Origin of the sequence: Enterobacter sp. HG048 (genome assembly GCF_024702055.1) — a bacterium.
Classification (GTDB): Bacteria; Pseudomonadota; Gammaproteobacteria; order Enterobacterales; family Enterobacteriaceae; genus Enterobacter; species Enterobacter dykesii.
In genome coordinates, this window is record NZ_JANLIZ010000017.1 from 67,869 (window position 1) to 86,017 (window position 18,149).

Consider the following 18,149-nt stretch of genomic DNA (forward strand, 5'->3'; position numbering starts at 1 on the left):
GCTGAATTAAATGATAGATGGGGGGGATTTTGGGGGTTTCAACCCCCGGAGGCGAGTCGAATGCAGTTTGTGTGGCCAGCGATTTTCAACCGCGAAATAGTGCCGTCGGCATTTTCTTTGCCTTTTACCGGACCAATCACCACGCGATTCCAGCCGTTATTGGTAGTAATACGCGAATCAAACCCTTCAAAGGCCAGCTGCGCACGTACCGTTTCCGCCTGCTCTGCGCCTTTGAACGAACCGCACTGCACCATCCAGCGGCGTTCGTCTTTTTTCTCCGCCGTCTGTTTCGGCGCTTCGGTCTCTTTCGTCACCGGCGCGGCCTGCTGCGTTTTCGGCTGCTGCGCGGTGGTATGCGCTGGCGTCTGGAGCAGATCCTGATACGGCTGAGCGGCCTGTTTCTGCGGCTGCGTTTTCGGCTGCTGCTGGACAGGCTGAGACTGCGCCGTACGCGTCTGCTGCTGGTATGGCTGTTCCGTTACCCGCGGCTGTGCTTTCGGCTGCTGCACCGGCTGGGTTTGCGCCCACTGCTGCTGTTGTTGCTGCTGCTGGATCTGCTGTTGCGCCTGACGTCGCTGCAGCGTTTGCTGGCGCTGTGCCGGCGTCTGCTCATTCCACGGCACTTCGTTCAGCTGCGTAGGCTGCTGGCGCATATCGGCCTGCATTTGGGCCAGCAGCTGACGCTGTTCATCCGTCAGCTGATTCGCATTCTGCACTTCACCACCCGCAGAAGGTTCGGTTGGCGCACGCACCCCGGGCTGGCGGCTTTCCAGCTCTTTGATATAGCGCCAGCGCTCTTCAGGCTTCGGAGGAAGGCCATTTCCGGCAACTTTGCTGGCCTGAAGCGCCTCGGACTCTTCTTTTTTATGGTGCGTGATAAAGTACAGGCCACCAATAAAGGCGACGACTACAGCCGCAGCAATAGCGACCATTGCTGGCGAGACAGCAGGCAGGTTACGTTGCTTTTTCCTTGAGCTACTCTTTTTGCGTCGCGAAGGTGCCGGCTGGCCGCGACGTACATAATCTCGTTGTGCCACTATCGTTTCGCTGTATTTATTCGTTCGTCAGTCCGCCATGTTACTTAAGCGGCGGGGCTTTGACCAGATAAGGGTATCCGAAAGACGTTTACTTTAAGTCAATGCCTGGGTAGTGCCGCGGACAATCAGTTCGCAGTCCAGCAACCGCGAGCCGCTGCTAACTGTTTGACCGTGAAGCTGATCCAGCAGAAGAAGCATCGCTTCGCGGCCGATCTGATAGCGCGGCTGAGCGACCGTTGAGAGCGGCGGATCGCAAAATTCCGAAAGCGAAATATTATCGAATCCGATGATGGATAAATCTTTCGGTATCCGCAGGCCGCGGCGTTTGGCGTACGACAATGCGCCCAGCGCCATCACGTCGCTGTGACAAAATACGGCGGTTGGCGGCTCAGGCAGATCCAGAAGTTTCTCAAGCGCTTGTCCACCCGCTGCGAAGGTAAAGTCACCGCGCGCAATGTAGTGAGGATCGACGGTGACGCCGGTACGGCGCAGCGCCTGAACGTAGCCCTGTAAGCGATAGTGGCACAGCGGCATCTCTTCCGGCCCGGCAATACAGCCAATGCGCTTATGCCCCAGCTCCTGGAGATAGTTTACGGCGTTGAACGCGGCGGTGAGGTTATCAATATGGACGGTCGGCAGCTCCAGCTCTGGCGCAAACTCGTTGGCCATCACCATCGGCGGTAAATTACGCTGCTCTTCAATGCTGGCATCAAACGGCAGGCGAGAGCCAAGCAGCAGCATGCCGTCGATCTGCTTGGTGATAATGAGATCGATGAAGGTCTTTTCCTGCTGGTTCTGGTGAGCGCAGTCGCCAATCAGCACCAGGTAACCCTGTTCCGCGGCGGTGACTTCAATACCGCGGATAATCTCGCTGAAGAAAGGGTCACAGATGTCCGGCACAATTACCAGAATGGTGCGTGACTCGTTGCGTTTGACGTTACGCCCCATCGCCTGCGGGAAATAGCCCACTTCAAGCGCAGCCTGCTCCACTCGGTTACGGGTCGCCTGGGAGACTTTATCCGGGTTCATTAATGCGCGGGACACGGTTGCCGTTGAGACTTGTGCTTTCTCGGCAACGTCTTTCATGGTCGCTGTGGCAACCTCTTTCCTGGACTTCAACGTCTTCTCCTCGACTGAACACCGAACTTCTGACATCACCATTTTTACAGATAGTTAATGGAATCGGTTACAGAATTTTCATAAAAAGTGTGAGGAGCGTTAAATTTTTCGATCCAGCTTCAGCCTTCGATGGGATCGACGTCCAGTACCCACTTCACTTTTCGCGCTTCCGGTAGCGTGTTGATGAGCGCCAGCGTGCCGCTGACGATATGCTGCAGGCGAACACGTGAGGGGTGCTGAAGTAAGATTTGCCAGCGGAAACGTCCGCCGCGCTTTGGTGCGAGTGCCGGCACCGGGCCCAGGATCCACAGCTGATTATCCACCAGCGGGCTGGCCTGCAGGAGGTTTCTCAGCTGCTGCAGGAAAAGCGGCGCCTGCTGGTTGTTATGGTCTTCCGCGCGGATGATGACGTGGCTGGTCCACGGCGGCAGCTGCATGGTCTGGCGTTCGGCCAGCGCCTGCTCGGCAAAAGCGTCATAGCCTTTATGCAGCAGGGTTTGCAGCAGCGGGTGCTCAGGATGGTGAGTTTGCAACACCACTTCGCCCTGTTTACCGGCGCGACCGGCACGTCCTGCCACCTGGGTATAAAGCTGGGCGAAGCGCTCGGCTGAGCGGAAATCTGCCGAGAACAGCGCGCCGTCCACGTCCAGCAGGGCGACCAGCGTCACGTCCGGGAAGTGGTGGCCTTTCGCCAGCATCTGGGTGCCAATCAGGATGCGCGCGCCGCCGCGATGCACTTCCGCCAGCTGTTGTTCCAGCGCGCCCTTGCGGCTGGTAGTGTCCCGGTCGATACGCGAAATAGGCACGTCCGGGAAGAAAGGACCAAGCGCCTGTTCCAGCTGTTCCGTTCCCAGCCCCACCGGCACGATATGCGTTGAACCACACGACGGGCACTGGCGAGGAACCGGACGCTGGCTGTCGCAGTGGTGACAGCGCAAATGCCGCTGGGCCTGGTGGAAGGTATAGTAGTGGTCACAGCGCGGGCACTCGGCAATCCAGCCGCAGTCGTGGCACAGCAGCGCGGGGGCGAATCCGCGGCGGTTCAGAAACAGAATGACCTGATTCCCCGCCTGCAGGTGCTGGCGCATGCGGGTAATGAGTGCAGGCGCAAGCCCGGCCTGGACCTGCTGACCTTTCAGATCCAGCACGTGCTGAATGGCCGGACGGGCATTCCCCGCCCGGCGCGTCAGGCGCAGCATGTGGTATTTGCGCTGGCGCACGTTGTGCAGCGTTTCGAGCGCAGGCGTGGCGGAGCCGAGAATAATAGGGATCTGCTCGCTGTGCGCGCGATAAACCGCCAGATCGCGGGCGTGGTAGCGCCAGCCTTCCTGCTGTTTATAGGAGCTGTCGTGCTCTTCGTCGATCACGATAACGCCAAGATTTTTAAACGGCGTAAACAGCGACGAGCGGGTGCCGATCACAATCGCCGCTTCGCCGTTTTTCGCTTTCAGCCAGGCGCTTAGGCGTTCGCTGTCGTTCAGGCCGGAGTGCAGCACCTCAACCGGCGCGTTAAAGCGCTCGCGGAATCGGGCGATGGTTTGCGGCGTCAGGCCAATTTCCGGCACCATCACCAGCGCCTGTTTGCCCTGCGCGAGCACGTTTTCCAGCACGCTCAGATAGACTTCGGTCTTGCCGGAACCGGTGACTCCCGCCAGCAGCCAGGCAGAGAAATGATCGGAGGCGCTATGAATCGCGCCCACGGCGGTGGCCTGCTCGGTATTCAAACGCAGGCGATCCCCTGAAACAGAGAAACTCTCCCGCCAGTCGTAAAGAGCAGGGGCTTCGCTGGCCAGTTCGCTCAGCCCTTTCTTTCTTAATGCCTGTAGCGCCGTTTCGCTGACCTCAAGCTCGTCGACCTGATGCCGCCAGATTTTCCCCTGACGCAGCGCCGCCAGCGCCTGCTGCTGTTTCTGCGAACGCTTCAGGCTGTTGATATCCACGGCCTGACCCTGCTCGGTAGCAAACCAGTACCACATCGGCGCGTGGCTGGCGCTCTTGCCCTGACGCAGCATAATTGGCAGGGCATGGAACAGGACGTCGCCAATCGGGTGATGATAATAATCCGCCGCCCACAGCAGCAGTCGCCAGGTGCTGGTAGAGTAAACCGGCTCGCTGTCCAGCACCTCAACGACCGACTTCAGCTCGTTAAGCGGTAATTCGCTTTTATCGCTGACGGAGACGACGATCCCCACGCGCTGCTGTTTGCCAAACGGCACGGTCACGCGGCAGCCCGCTTTGGCGCTCATGCTGTCAGGCAGCAGGTAGTCAAAGGTGCGGGGAAGCGGAACGGGCAGGGCAACGTGAGCGACGGGCATCGAATCTTCCTGACTTGAAAAGTGGCGCGTTAGTATACACATTAGTGAAAGCGGCGTGCGGATCAGTTTGCATACGTTGGTCAAATTCTGTATGATTCGCCGCCTTTGGTGTACTTTACGCCAAAGAACTTACAATCAACATCGCGTGGTGTCTGGCGTTAGGGCTGGAAGAGCGACGCGGCCTTAACTGAGGTTCTCCCATGAAAAAAGATATTCACCCGAAATACGAAATGATTACTGCAAACTGTTCTTGCGGTAACTCTATCCAGATCCGCTCTACCGTGGGTCACGATCTGAACCTGGACGTGTGCGGTAAATGCCACCCGTTCTACACTGGTAAGCAGCGTGACGTTGCAACCGGTGGCCGTGTTGACCGCTTCAACAAGCGTTTCAGCATCCCGGGCGCTAAATAAGCATCCAGGAAAAACCGCCTTCGGGCGGTTTTTTTGTGCCTGTAATATCCCTTCTGAATAAGTCACCTCTTAACATTTATATCTAAAATAATTAATTACGTATCATTGTATTAAATATATTTGTCTGGTTTATTCTTTAACGGATAGTGAACTGCATCTCTCATTTCTTTAATTCTTTGCCATCCTTTTGACGGGGGTGTCAAAAATTAAAAGGTTTCTCTCGTTTCGTAAACTTACACTGCGCCCGTCATACATTCTTATTTGCCATGACGACACAGTGGCTTTCAGGGCGCGTTTACTTCGAGGGAAATATTATGAAATTGAAGCAACTCTTATTTGTGCTTCCGTTAATATCGTGCGCGGCGCAGGCGGGATATGTGGATTACCGACACGAGTATTACGACGATGGGCGTAACTATGACCGTGTGTACATGTCACACCGCTTTGGCACTGGCTTTGGCGTAGCGGTTGAGGCGGTATCGCGCTCCGATAACAAGCAGTCTAACGACGCGCTTAATAATATGGAAAGTAACAGCAACGAATATACCGCAAGCTATCAATTTACCTGGCAAGGTTTTATCTGGCAGCCGGGCATCGCCGTTGAAATGGGTGATGACATGGCCATCTATAAGCCTTATCTGCGCGTGCAGTATAATATTAATGGCAGCTGGTGGACGGCGTTTCGTTATCGTACGGAATACACCCGCCGTAATGCTGATGGTAAAGATGACCGTATGGTTTATCGTCCGGAAATGTGGCTGGGTTATAATATTGATGGCTGGATGTTCGAGTTAAACGGCATTTATAAATTCGCCGACAATGAAGACCTGTATAACAATAAAAAAGAAGATTACGAATATAACTTCCGCGTGGCGTATAACATCGACTCGTGGATCCCATTTGTGGAAGTGGGCAACGTCTCTTCCGGCTATAACACCGCCACCAGCGACGACCGCCAGACGCGTCTGCGCGTGGGTTTAGGCTACAACTTCTAAGAAACCATCCCGCTGAGTAATCTCAGCGGGATCGCACCGCAGTTAGTATTCCCACGTCTCCGGGTCAATGCCCAGTTCACGCATGATGACTTTCGCCTCTTCCGGGATTTCATCACTACGCTCTTTGCGCAGATCTTCATCGTTCGGCAACGGTTGACCGGTAAACGCATGCAGAAACGCTTCGCACAGCAGTTCGCTGTTGGTCGCGTGGCGCAGGTTGTTCACCTGACGACGCGTACGTTCATCGGTGAGGATCTTCAACACCTTCAGAGGAATGGAAACCGTAATTTTCTTTACTTGCTCACTCTTCTTACCGTGCTCAGCGTATGGGCTGATATATTCGCCGCTCCATTCAGCCATGAGATACCTTTAATCCTCTCAGTCATTTATTTAAAGGTGCAAAACCTGTAACCACCCGTTTTGAACCGCAATCTTGTCTAGTTTACCGTAGAGACGATACCGTGGCACGGATATTGCCGCTGCAGCGTGCACTAAAGCATATAATTTTAACGGCTATTTGCGCTTTGCTCAATCTATACGCAAAGAAGTTTAGATGTCCAGATGTATTGACGTCCATACTTTCAATGTTTACTCTGGTGCCTGACTTTTCACCTCATTCGCCAGGAAGCCCTCACCATGACGCGTAAACAGGCCACTATTGCAGTGCGTAGCGGATTAAATGATGACGAGCAGTACGGCTGCGTTGTCCCGCCGATTCATCTTTCCAGTACCTATAACTTCACCGGATTTAATGAACCCCGCGCGCATGATTATTCGCGTCGTGGCAACCCTACGCGTGACGTGACCCAGCGCGCGCTGGCCGAGCTGGAAGGTGGCGCAGGTGCAGTATTAACCAATACGGGGATGTCCGCCATTCACCTGGTGACCACGGTGTTCCTGAAACCAGGTGACCTGCTGGTTGCGCCGCACGACTGCTACGGCGGCAGCTATCGCCTGTTTGATAGCCTGGCGAAACGCGGCTGCTATCGCGTGCTGTTTGTCGATCAAAACGACGAACGGGCGCTGAAACAGGCCCTGGAAGAGCAGCCGAAGCTGGTTCTGGTGGAAAGTCCAAGCAATCCATTGTTGCGCGTTGTCGATATTGCGAAAATTTGTCAGCTCGCAAGGGATGCGGGAGCGATAAGTGTAGTGGATAATACGTTCCTCAGTCCGGCCCTTCAGAACCCACTCACACTGGGTGCCGATCTGGTATTGCATTCATGCACTAAATATCTGAACGGCCATTCTGATGTGGTGGCGGGCGTGGTGATTGCCAAAGATCCCGACGTTGTCACCGAACTGGCATGGTGGGCCAATAATATTGGCGTCACCGCGGGTGCCTTCGACAGCTATCTGCTGTTGCGCGGCATTCGTACGCTGTCGCCGCGAATGGAAGTGGCGCAGCGCAATGCCCAGGCGATTGTCGATTTCCTGAAAACCCAGCCGCTGGTGAAGAAGCTCTATCACCCGTCGCTGCCGGAAAACCAGGGGCACGAGATTGCCGCGCGCCAGCAGAAGGGATTTGGCGCGATGTTAAGTTTTGAACTGGACGGTGACGAGCAAACGCTGCGTCGCTTCCTGAGCGGGCTGTCATTGTTTACGCTGGCGGAATCCTTAGGTGGGGTTGAAAGCTTGATCTCCCACGCCGCGACCATGACGCACGCAGGTATGGCACCGGAAGCACGTGCCGCCGCCGGAATTTCTGAGACGCTGCTACGTATCTCAACCGGCATTGAAGATTCTGAAGATTTAATTGCCGATCTGGAAAATGCCTTCCGGATCGCAGCCAAGGGGTAATCATGAGTGTGATAGCGCAGGCAGGGGCGAAGGGTCGTCAACTGCACAAGTTTGGTGGTAGTAGTCTTGCTGATGTGAAATGTTATCTGCGCGTTGCAGGGATCATGACGGAATATTCACAGCCGGGTGACATGATGGTTGTCTCGGCGGCGGGCAGCACCACCAACCAGTTGATTAGCTGGCTGAAGCTGAGCCAGACCGATCGCCTTTCTGCGCATCAGGTGCAACAGTCCTTACGCCGTTACCAGAGCGAGCTAATTGCCGGCCTGCTGCCTGCGGACGTGGCGGACGGGCTGATCGGCGCCTTTACGCATGACCTTGAGCGTCTGGCTGCCCTGCTGGACAGCGGAATTACCGACGCGGTGTATGCCGAAGTGGTGGGCCACGGTGAAGTGTGGTCCGCGCGCCTGATGGCCGCCGTGCTGCAACACCTGGGCGTGGAAGCGGCCTGGCTCGACGCGCGTGATTTCCTGCGCGCCGAACGCGCCGCGCAGCCGCAGGTGGATGAAGGGTTGTCCTACCCGCTGCTGCAACAGCTGCTGGTGCAGCACCCGGGCAAACGTATTGTCGTCACCGGCTTTATCAGCCGCAGCAACGCGGGTGAAACCGTGCTGCTGGGCCGTAACGGTTCGGACTACTCGGCAACGCAGATTGGTGCCCTGGCGGGCGTGTCCCGCGTCACCATCTGGAGCGACGTAGCCGGTGTGTACAGCGCTGACCCGCGCAAAGTAAAAGATGCCTGCCTGCTGCCGCTGCTGCGTCTCGACGAAGCCAGCGAGCTGGCGCGTCTGGCTGCGCCGGTGCTGCACGCCCGTACGCTGCAGCCGGTTTCCGGCAGCGATATCGACCTCCAGCTGCGCTGCAGTTACACCCCGGATCAAGGCTCCACGCGCATTGAGCGCGTGCTGGCGTCCGGTACCGGGGCGCGTATTGTCACCAGCCACGACGACATCTGCCTGATTGAGTTCCAGGTGCCTGCGGGCCAGGACTTCAAGCTGGCGCATAAAGAGATCGACACGATCCTGAAACGCGCCCAGGTGCGTCCGCTGGCCGTTGGCGTGCATAACGATCGCCAGCTGCTGCAGTTCTGCTATACCGCTGAAGTGGCGGACAGCGCGCTGAAAATTCTGGATGAAGCGGGCCTGCCGGGCGAGCTTCGCCTGCGTCAGGGGCTCGCGCTGGTGGCGATGGTGGGCGCGGGCGTCACCCGTAACCCGCTGCACTGCCACCGCTTCTGGCAGCAGCTGAAAGGCCAGCCGGTGGAATTCACCTGGCAGTCGGAAGAGGGCATCAGCCTGGTTGCCGTCCTGCGCAAAGGGCCAACCGAGAGCCTGATTCAGGGTCTGCACACCTCCCTGTTCCGCGCGGAAAAGCGCATCGGTCTGGTGCTGTTCGGGAAAGGCAACATCGGTTCCCGCTGGCTGGAACTGTTTGCCCGCGAACAGGTGACGCTCTCGGCGCGTACCGGATTTGAATTCATTCTTGCGGGCGTGGTGGACAGCCGCCGCAGCCTCCTGAACTACGAAGGGCTGGATGCCAGCCGCGCGCTTGCGTTCTTTAACGATGAAGCGGTTGAGCAGGATGAAGAGTCGCTGTTCCTGTGGATGCGCGCACACCCGTATGACGATCTGGTGGTGCTGGACGTTACCGCCAGCGAACAGCTTGCCGATCAGTACCTGGATTTCGCCAGCCACGGTTTCCACGTCATCAGCGCCAACAAGCTGGCTGGGGCAAGCAGTACCGATAAATACCGCCAGATCCACGACGCGTTTGAAAAAACGGGGCGCCACTGGCTCTATAACGCTACCGTTGGGGCTGGCCTGCCGGTTAACCACACCGTGCGTGACCTGATTGAAAGCGGCGACAGCATTCTGGCGCTGAGCGGTATCTTCTCCGGCACGCTCTCCTGGCTGTTCCTGCAGTTTGACGGCACCGTCCCGTTCACCGACCTGGTGGATCAGGCGTGGCAGCAGGGCTTAACCGAGCCCGATCCGCGCGTTGACCTTTCCGGCAAAGACGTGATGCGTAAGCTGGTGATCCTGGCGCGTGAAGCCGGTTACGATATCGAACCGGATGCCGTACGCGTCGAATCGCTGGTGCCTGCCGGCTGTGAAGAAGGTTCTGTGGATCATTTCTTTGAAAATGGTGAAGAGCTTAACGAGCAGATGGTACAGCGTCTGGAGGCGGCGAACGAGATGGGGCTGGTGCTGCGCTACGTGGCGCGTTTCGAGGCCAACGGAAAAGCGCGAGTCGGCGTCGAGGCGGTGCGTCCTGAACATCCGCTGGCGGCGCTGCTGCCGTGCGATAACGTCTTCGCCATCGAAAGCCGCTGGTATCGCGATAACCCGCTGGTGATCCGTGGTCCGGGCGCGGGGCGCGATGTCACCGCTGGAGCCATTCAGTCCGACATCAACCGTCTGGCTAAGCTGCTGTAACTCCTCACCCTGGCCCTCTCCCCGGACTGTACAGTGGGAGAGGGCACCTGTCAGGACAGATTAAACCAACCGGTTTTTCGCATCCGCTATCGCCTGCGCCACCTGCTTAGGCGACACGCCGCCTTTCGCGGCACGTTTATCCAGGCAAGACTGCAGCGCAAGGATCGGATACACATCATCCCCGATAACCGCGCTGAACTTCTGCAGGTCGGCCAGCGCCAGATCTTCCAGCGGTTTACCCTGACGAATCGCTTCCACCACCGCTTCACCCACAATGTGGTGCGCTTCGCGGAACGGTACGCCTTTCGCCACCAGATAATCCGCCAGTTCGGTAGAGTTCGCATAGCCCTGCTGCGCCGCTTCCTGACAGCGCGGACGTTTCACCTGAATGCCGTCCAGCACCAGCGCGCCCATGTGCAAACAGTCCAGCCAGGTGTCGAGCGCGTCGAACAGCCCTTCCTTGTCTTCCTGCATGTCTTTGTTGTACGCCAGCGGCAGCCCTTTCAGTGTCATCATCATGCCGGTCAGCGCGCCCTGCACGCGGCCACATTTGCCGCGGATCAGCTCCAGCGCGTCCGGGTTTTTCTTCTGCGGCATCAGGGATGAACCTGAGGTCACGCGGTCGGACAGCTCGACGAAGCCCGCTTCGCCAGAGTTAAAGAAAATCAGGTCTTCAGCAAAGCGCGACAGGTGCACCATGCCGATAGAGGCATTCGAGAGCAGCTCCAGCACGTGGTCGCGGTCGGACACGCTGTCCAGGCTGTTACGGGTGGCGGAGGCAAAGCCCAGCCAGCCAGCCAGCTGTTCGCGGTCGATTTCATACGCCGTGCCGGCCAGCGCGCCGCTGCCCAGCGGGCTGACGTCCAGACGTTTCAGGGTATCCTGCAGACGGCTTTCGTCACGCGCCAGCATCTCAACGTAGGCCAGACACCAGTGCGCGAAGGTCACCGGCTGGGCGCGCTGCAGGTGGGTATAACCCGGCATCACCGCGTCCTGGTTGTTCTGCGCGGTTTCCACCAGCGCGCTCTGCAGCTGACGGTTAGCCGCCAGCAGTTCGCCAACGGTATCTTTACACCACAGCTTCAGGTCGGTGGCGACCTGGTCGTTACGGCTGCGCCCGGTATGCAGCTTTTTACCCAGCTGACCGACTTTGTCGATCAGTTTGCCTTCCACCCAGCTGTGAATATCTTCAGCATCGCTTTCGAGGATCTGCTGTGGGTTAAGACGCACCTCTTCCAGCAGATTGTTCAGCGCTTCTTCCAGCCGTAATTGTTCGTCTGCGGTCAGTACGCCCACCGTCACCAGCGCTTTGGACCAGGCCACAGAGCCGACAATATCCTGTTCGGCCAGGCGGTAGTCGAAGCGCAAAGAGTCGTTGAACTGTTTGAACCGCTGATCCGCTGCCTGTGTAAAACGCCCACCCCAAAGTGCCATAACATGCTTCCTTAAATATCTTTGAATTTCATTGCCCGGTAGCGCTGCGCTTACCGGGCCTACAAAACATTAAATCGATTACGCCAGAATACGCGTGCCAATTGGCGTGCCGTTAAACAGCGCCGGCAGTTGTTCCGCGTGACGCCATGAGGCGATATCCACCGGGCGGCCCAGCGTGCGTGCGGCATCCAGCGCGGCGTTCACTTTGACGATCATGCCGTCGGTGATAATGCCCTGCGCAATCAGCTGCTCCGCTTTCTCAGCCGTCATTTCCGCGATGCGCTGGCCTTTGCCGTCCAGAATGCCGCTCACGTCGGAGAGCAGGATCAGATCCGCGCCCAGCGTTGCCGCCAGTGCCGTCGCCGCCTGGTCCGCGTTGACGTTCATCAGCTCACCCTCTTCGGTCACGCCGATGGAGCTCACCACCGGCAGGAAACCTCCTTCCAGCAGCGTGTTAATCAGCTTAGGCGAACCTGGCTGCGCCAGTCCAACGTGGCCGAGCTCTTCGTCGAGCTGGGTCACTTTTACGCTGTCGCCATCACCCAGATAGAGGCCAACGGACGCGATGTGGTGTTTCTTCGCCCACGCCAGCAGCGTTTTGTTCGCCGTACCCGCCAGCGCGCCGGTAATGATGTCAATCTGATCGGCCGGCGTGACGCGCAGGCCGTTCTTCTTTTTCACCGGCAGGTTGAGCCCTTTCATCAGCTCGTCCACCACGCAGCCGCCACCGTGCACAATCACCAGCGGACGCTGGTGTGATTCACGATAGTTCACCAGCGCGGTAAACAGACGCTCCAGCGCTTCTTCGCTGTCCAGCAGTACACCACCGAGTTTGATAATTAATGGGTTCATCATCACACCTTAAATAAGAGCCTGCGTTTCCGGGAAACCGAAACGAATATTTGCACACTGCATTGCCTGTGCGGCAGCGCCTTTGAGTAAGTTATCTTCTGCGGCCACCACAATCAGGTGCTCGCCCTGCACGGCTAAGCCGATGTCGCAGAACGGCAGGCCGACCACGTTTTTCAGCGCCGGCACGCCTTTATCGTACAGGCGCACCAGCGGTTTATCCGCATACGCCTGGGTGAAGGCCTCGCTCACCTGCTCTTTGGTTACGCCAGGCTTCAGGCGGCAGGTAATGGTTTCGAGGATCCCGCGCGGGAAGCTGCCCAGGTGCGGGGTGAAAATGACGTCCGCGCCCAGATGCGTCGTGATTTCAGGGTGATGACGGTGATTAAACACGCCATACGGCTGAAGGCTCACTTCGCAGAAGCTGTTGGAAATAGCGGCCTTGCGTCCTGCACCGCTCACGCCGCTGGTGGCGTTGATCACCGGCCACTGGCTCAGATCCAGCAGACCCGCGTCGATCAGCGGCTTCAGGGAAAGCTGCGCCGCCGTCGGGTAGCAGCCCGGCACGGCAATCAGGTCCGCTTCTTTTAGTTTGTCTGCGCTCCACTCCGCCAGGCCGTACACCGCTTTTTCAAGCAGATCCGGATGCTGATGGGTGAAACCGTAATATTTTTCGTAGAACGCGCCGTCGTTCACGCGGAACGCGCCGGAAAGGTCGAAGACCACGCAGCCGGCCGCCAGGAACTGCGGCGCCAGGTCGTGGCTAACCTCGTGCGCGGTGGCTAAAAACACCACGTCGACGCCGTCGGTAAACTCGCTGATGTCAGACATGGGCTGCAGCGGCAGATCGACCAGGCCCTTAAGCTGCGGATGCAGATCGGAAATTAACTTTCCTGCATCATTGCTTTGCGCTGACACGGTCAAAGCGGTTATGGTCATATGTGGATGGCGATTCACGTAGCTTACAAGCTCTGCGCCCGCATAACCGCTAGCGCCTACAATCAGCGTATTCAACATCGGGTTCCTTTATGCTCAACGTTAGTGTATTTTTATTCACATTTATTGCATGAATATTGATACTATCACGACCTAAGGTGTGTCAACAATGAAAATGAACTTACCGCCATTTATCGAGATCTACCGCGCCCTGATTGCCACACCGTCCATCAGCGCAACGGAAGAAGCGCTGGATCAGAGCAATGAGTCTTTAATCAATCTGCTGGCGGGTTGGTTTAGCGATCTTGGGTTTAACGTTGAGGTTCAGCCCGTCCCCGGAACCCGCCACAAATTTAACCTGCTCGCCAGCACCGGAACCGGTGCGGGCGGCCTGCTGCTGGCCGGTCATACCGATACGGTGCCGTTTGACGACGGCCGCTGGACGCGCGATCCGTTCACCCTGACCGAGCACGACAACAAGCTCTATGGCCTGGGCACCGCCGACATGAAAGGCTTCTTCGCCTTTATCCTCGACGCGCTGCGTGACGTGGACGTGACGAAGCTGAAAAAACCGCTCTACATTCTGGCGACCGCCGATGAAGAAACCAGCATGGCGGGCGCGCGCTACTTCTCTGAAAACACGTCGATTCGCCCGGACTGCGCGATCATCGGCGAGCCGACGTCTCTGCAGCCGATCCGCGCGCACAAAGGCCATATCTCTACCGCCGTGCGCGTGCTGGGCCAGTCCGGCCACTCCAGCGACCCGGCGCGCGGGGTGAACGCCATTGAGCTGATGCATGACGCCATCGGCCGCATCATGGCCCTGCGCGACGATCTGAAAGAGCGCTACCACTACGACGCGTTCACCGTGCCGTATCCGACCCTGAACCTCGGCAGCCTGCACGGCGGCGATGCCTCGAACCGCATCTGCGCCTGCTGCGAACTGCATATGGACATCCGCCCGCTGCCGGGCATGACCCTCAGCGATCTCGACGGCCTTCTGAATGAAGCGCTGGCCCCGGTGAGCGAGCGCTGGCCGGGCCGCCTGACGGTCTCCGAACTGCATCCGCCGATCCCGGGGTACGAATGCCCGCCGGACCATCAGCTGGTTGAAGTGGTGGAAAAGCTGCTCGGTGAGAAAACCGACGTGGTGAACTACTGCACCGAAGCGCCGTTTATTCAGACGCTTTGCCCTACGCTGGTCCTTGGCCCTGGCTCCATCAACCAGGCCCACCAGCCGGATGAATATCTGGAGACCCGCTTCATCAAGCCAACTCGCGAACTGATTACCCAGGTTGTGCATCACTTCTGCTGGCATTAAAACCGCACCGTGCATCCCCAGGGGAAGAAAACTGCCCGGTGCGGTTTTTTCCCCTTTACCCAAAGGGGGTTCGGTCCTGGGGAAGGGGATGTCTCCCCCATCATGAACTTTCTTCATCTTTCCTGAGCAAACCTCACCGTTATTGTTGATTATTTATATTGACGTCCCTCCGCTTTTCCGTCATTTTTACATCTGGACGTCTAAACGTATAGAAGTTCACAACACAACAGATAACGACATGCGATTGATAGAGGTAAGGTATGAGCTTTTTTCACGCCAACCAGCGGGAAGCACTGAATCAGAGCCTGGCCGAAGTAAACGGCCAGATTAACGTCTCTTTTGAATTTTTCCCGCCGCGCACCAGTGAAATGGAGCAAACCCTGTGGAGCTCTATCGATCGTCTCAGCAGCCTGAAGCCGAAGTTTGTCTCCGTGACTTACGGTGCTAACTCCGGCGAGCGTGACCGTACGCACAGCATCATTAAAGGCATCAAAGATCGTACCGGTCTGGAAGCGGCGCCGCATCTCACCTGTATCGACGCGACCCGCGACGAATTACGGGCTATCGCCCAGGATTACTGGAATAACGGCATTCGCCATATCGTCGCACTGCGCGGTGACCTGCCGCCGGGCAGCGGTAAGCCGGACATGTACGCCGCCGATCTGGTCGCGCTGCTGAAAGACGTGGCCGACTTTGATATCTCCGTTGCCGCTTATCCTGAGGTGCATCCGGAAGCGAAAAGTGCCCAGGCCGATCTGCTGAACCTCAGGCGTAAAGTGGACGCCGGCGCGAACCGCGCCATTACCCAGTTCTTCTTTGATGTGGAAAGCTACCTGCGTTTTCGTGACCGCTGCGTCTCCGCGGGCATCGACGTTGAAATTATCCCGGGCATTCTGCCGGTCTCTAACTTCAAACAGGCGAAGAAGTTCGCTGATATGACCAATGTTCGCATTCCGCTCTGGATGTCCAAAATGTACGAAGGGCTGGACGATGACCCGGAAACCCGCAAGCTGGTGGGGGCCAATATCGCGATGGACATGGTGAAAATTTTAAGCCGTGAAGGGGTGAAAGATTTCCACTTCTATACGCTGAACCGCGCGGAGATGAGCTACGCCATTTGCCATACGCTGGGCGTTCGTCCGGCGTAATAAGCACAAAGCCCTCATTTTTCGAGGGCTTTTTTGTCACGCGAATAGTTAAAAGGTATTAGCTATCGAATCTGTGGATTAATTCAACTATAACTTATTGCTAGTGGTGTATATCGTAACGGTAACACTGTAAAAGGGAGCATAGCGATGAGCACGTCAGACGAGACCAATAAAGCGGCATCGGTCGGCAAATGCCCGTTCCACCAGGGCGGCGTCGATCACAGCGCGGGCGCAGGTACAGGCAGCCGCGACTGGTGGCCAAAACAACTCCGTATCGATCTTCTTAACCAACATTCCAATCGTTCGAACCCGCTGGGTGAAGACTTCGACTACCGCAAAGAATTCAGCAAACTTGATTACTCCGCCCTTAAAGGCGACCTCAAAGCCCTTTTAACCGACTCTCAACCGTGGTGGCCTGCCGACTGGGGCAGCTATGCGGGCCTGTTTATCCGTATGGCCTGGCACGGCGCGGGTACCTATCGCTCCGTTGACGGGCGCGGTGGCGCTGGTCGCGGTCAACAGCGCTTTGCGCCGCTGAACTCCTGGCCGGATAACGTGAGCCTGGATAAGGCGCGCCGTCTGCTGTGGCCAATCAAGCAAAAATACGGACAGAAAATTTCCTGGGCCGACCTGTTTATCCTCGCGGGTAACGTGGCGCTGGAGAACTCCGGCTTCCGTACCTTTGGTTTCGGTGCCGGGCGTGAAGACGTCTGGGAACCAGACCTGGACGTGAACTGGGGTGATGAAAAAGCCTGGCTGACCCACCGTGACCCGGAGGCGCTGGCGAAGCGTCCTCTGGCCGCCACCGAAATGGGCCTGATCTACGTTAACCCGGAAGGGCCAAACGCCAGCGGTGAACCTCTTTCTGCTGCGGCGGCAATTCGTGCGACCTTCGGCAACATGGGGATGAACGACGAAGAGACCGTTGCGCTTATCGCGGGCGGCCACACCCTTGGCAAAACCCACGGCGCGGGTGAAGCCACGCACGTAGGTACCGACCCGGAAGCCTCGCCGATTGAAGCGCAGGGCCTGGGCTGGGCTAGTACGCACGGCACGGGAATTGGCGCAGATGCCATTACCTCCGGTCTGGAAGTCATCTGGTCACAAACCCCGACCCAGTGGAGCAACTACTTCTTCGAGAACCTGTTCAAATACGAATGGGTGCAGACCCGCAGCCCGGCGGGGGCGATTCAGTTTGAAGCCGTGGATGCGCCGGAAATCATGCCTGACCCGTTCGACCCGTCGAAAAAACGCAAACCTACCATGCTGGTCACCGACCTGACGCTGCGTTTTGACCCGGAATTCGAGAAAATTTCCCGTCGCTTCCTGAACGATCCGCAGGCCTTCAACGAAGCCTTCGCGCGCGCGTGGTACAAGCTGACCCACCGCGATATGGGGCCGAAATCGCGTTACCTTGGCCCGGAAGTGCCGAAAGAAGATCTGATCTGGCAGGACCCGCTGCCGCAGGCGGTGTTCAATCCGTCGAAAGAAGACATTGAAAGCCTGAAGGCGGAAATCGCTGCCTCTGGCCTCTCCGTGAGCGAACTGATTTCCGTTGCCTGGGCGTCAGCCTCAACCTTCCGCGGCGGAGACAAGCGCGGCGGCGCCAACGGCGCGCGTCTGGCGCTGGCCCCTCAGCGCGACTGGGATGTGAACGCCGCAGCGGTTCGCGCGTTGCCGGCTCTGGAAGCTATCCAGCGCACCACCAACAAAGCCTCTCTGGCCGATATCATCGTGCTGGCGGGCGTCGTGGGCGTTGAGCAGGCGGCGAAAGCGGCAGGCGTTTACGTCAACGTTCCGTTCACGCCGGGCCGCGTGGATGCGCGTCAGGATCAGACGGATATCGAGATGTTCAACCTGCTCGAACCCATTGCCGACGGCTTCCGCAACTACCGTGCGCAGGTGGATGTGTCCACCACTGAGTCACTGCTGATCGACAAAGCCCAGCAGCTGACGCTGACCGCGCCTGAGCTGACGGTGCTGATCGGTGGCCTGCGCGTGCTGGGTGCCAACTTTGATGGCGGTAAGAATGGCGTATTCACCGACCGCGAGGGCGTGCTGAGCAACGATTTCTTCGTGAACCTGCTGGACATGAATACCCAGTGGAAGGCGACCGACGAATCTAATGAACTGTTTGCCGGAAGCGATCGCGCCAGCGGTGAAGTGAAATATACCGCCACCCGCGCCGATCTGGTCTTCGGTTCTAACGCCGTCCTGCGCGCGCTGGCAGAGGTTTATGCCAGCAGCGATGCCAGCGAGAAGTTCGTCCGCGACTTCGTTGCTGCATGGGCGAAGGTGATGGATCTGGACCGGTTTGACCTGCAGTAACCGTTGTGCCGGGTGGCGATAA

14 protein-coding genes are annotated in these 18,149 nt (G+C 57.7%); 7 read left to right on the top strand and 7 right to left on the bottom strand.

Translation table 11 applies throughout. From position 1 onward, the window contains the following. Positions 1-38: 38 nt before the first annotated feature. The 3 genes from ftsN to priA form a co-directional block, all read right to left on the bottom strand. A complete protein-coding gene (gene ftsN / locus NUX24_RS17930) occupies positions 39-1,037 on the bottom strand; it encodes a cell division protein FtsN (RefSeq protein ID WP_047646961.1) in 999 nt (332 codons plus the stop codon). Positions 1,038-1,130: 93 nt separating this feature from the next. Beyond that, a complete protein-coding gene (cytR, locus tag NUX24_RS17935) occupies positions 1,131-2,156 on the bottom strand; it encodes a DNA-binding transcriptional regulator CytR (protein WP_047653020.1) in 1,026 nt (341 codons plus the stop codon). Between the two features lie 119 nt (positions 2,157-2,275). Next, positions 2,276-4,471 (bottom strand): primosomal protein N', encoded by a 2,196-nt coding sequence (gene priA / locus NUX24_RS17940; RefSeq protein WP_029739193.1) that lies wholly within the window; start codon positions 4,469-4,471, stop codon positions 2,276-2,278. A 200-nt stretch (positions 4,472-4,671) separates the two neighbouring features. Between priA and rpmE the strand changes: the two genes are divergently transcribed. After that, the gene (gene rpmE, locus NUX24_RS17945; RefSeq protein ID WP_003862040.1) at positions 4,672-4,884 is read left to right on the top strand and encodes a 50S ribosomal protein L31; all 213 of its coding nucleotides are present in this window, start codon (positions 4,672-4,674) and stop codon (positions 4,882-4,884) included. A gap of 314 nt (positions 4,885-5,198) precedes the next feature. Further along, positions 5,199-5,879, top strand: a complete 681-nt coding sequence (locus NUX24_RS17950) for an oligogalacturonate-specific porin KdgM family protein (RefSeq protein WP_047653023.1) — start codon at positions 5,199-5,201, stop codon at positions 5,877-5,879. A gap of 42 nt (positions 5,880-5,921) precedes the next feature. Here NUX24_RS17950 and metJ read toward each other — a convergent pair whose 3' ends face one another. Beyond that, positions 5,922-6,239 carry a met regulon transcriptional regulator MetJ gene (gene metJ / locus NUX24_RS17955; protein WP_015966498.1) on the bottom strand — a complete coding sequence of 106 codons (318 nt, stop codon included), beginning with the start codon at positions 6,237-6,239 and terminating at the stop codon, positions 5,922-5,924. Positions 6,240-6,515: 276 nt separating this feature from the next. On the opposite strand from metJ, the gene metB reads away from it, so the two are divergent. Next, positions 6,516-7,676, top strand: coding sequence for a cystathionine gamma-synthase (metB, locus tag NUX24_RS17960; RefSeq protein ID WP_257833206.1), 1,161 nt, complete (start codon positions 6,516-6,518; stop codon positions 7,674-7,676). A 2-nt stretch (positions 7,677-7,678) separates the two neighbouring features. Beyond that, positions 7,679-10,111: a bifunctional aspartate kinase/homoserine dehydrogenase II gene (locus NUX24_RS17965; RefSeq protein ID WP_047653027.1), complete on the top strand. Its 2,433-nt coding sequence runs from the start codon at positions 7,679-7,681 to the stop codon at positions 10,109-10,111. A 60-nt stretch (positions 10,112-10,171) separates the two neighbouring features. On the opposite strand, the gene argH is transcribed toward NUX24_RS17965, so the two are convergent. The 3 genes from argH to argC all read right to left on the bottom strand — a co-directional run bounded on the left by argH (position 10,172) and on the right by argC (position 13,411). Continuing rightward, on the bottom strand, positions 10,172-11,545 hold the full coding sequence (gene argH, locus NUX24_RS17970) for an argininosuccinate lyase (RefSeq protein WP_023309680.1): 1,374 nt from the start codon (positions 11,543-11,545) through the stop codon (positions 10,172-10,174). A gap of 78 nt (positions 11,546-11,623) precedes the next feature. Continuing rightward, a complete protein-coding gene (gene argB, locus NUX24_RS17975; protein WP_090420882.1) occupies positions 11,624-12,400 on the bottom strand; it encodes an acetylglutamate kinase in 777 nt (258 codons plus the stop codon). Positions 12,401-12,406: 6 nt separating this feature from the next. Then, positions 12,407-13,411 (bottom strand): N-acetyl-gamma-glutamyl-phosphate reductase, encoded by a 1,005-nt coding sequence (gene argC / locus NUX24_RS17980; protein WP_257833212.1) that lies wholly within the window; start codon positions 13,409-13,411, stop codon positions 12,407-12,409. An 88-nt stretch (positions 13,412-13,499) separates the two neighbouring features. Between argC and argE the strand changes: the two genes are divergently transcribed. The 3 genes from argE to katG all read left to right on the top strand — a co-directional run bounded on the left by argE (position 13,500) and on the right by katG (position 18,127). Further along, a complete protein-coding gene (gene argE, locus NUX24_RS17985) occupies positions 13,500-14,651 on the top strand; it encodes an acetylornithine deacetylase (protein WP_047653031.1) in 1,152 nt (383 codons plus the stop codon). 260 nt (positions 14,652-14,911) lie between these two features. Next, on the top strand, positions 14,912-15,799 hold the full coding sequence (gene metF, locus NUX24_RS17990) for a methylenetetrahydrofolate reductase (RefSeq protein ID WP_167819374.1): 888 nt from the start codon (positions 14,912-14,914) through the stop codon (positions 15,797-15,799). A 147-nt stretch (positions 15,800-15,946) separates the two neighbouring features. Next, positions 15,947-18,127: a catalase/peroxidase HPI gene (gene katG / locus NUX24_RS17995; RefSeq protein ID WP_167819375.1), complete on the top strand. Its 2,181-nt coding sequence runs from the start codon at positions 15,947-15,949 to the stop codon at positions 18,125-18,127. The last annotated feature ends 22 nt before the right edge of the window (positions 18,128-18,149 follow it).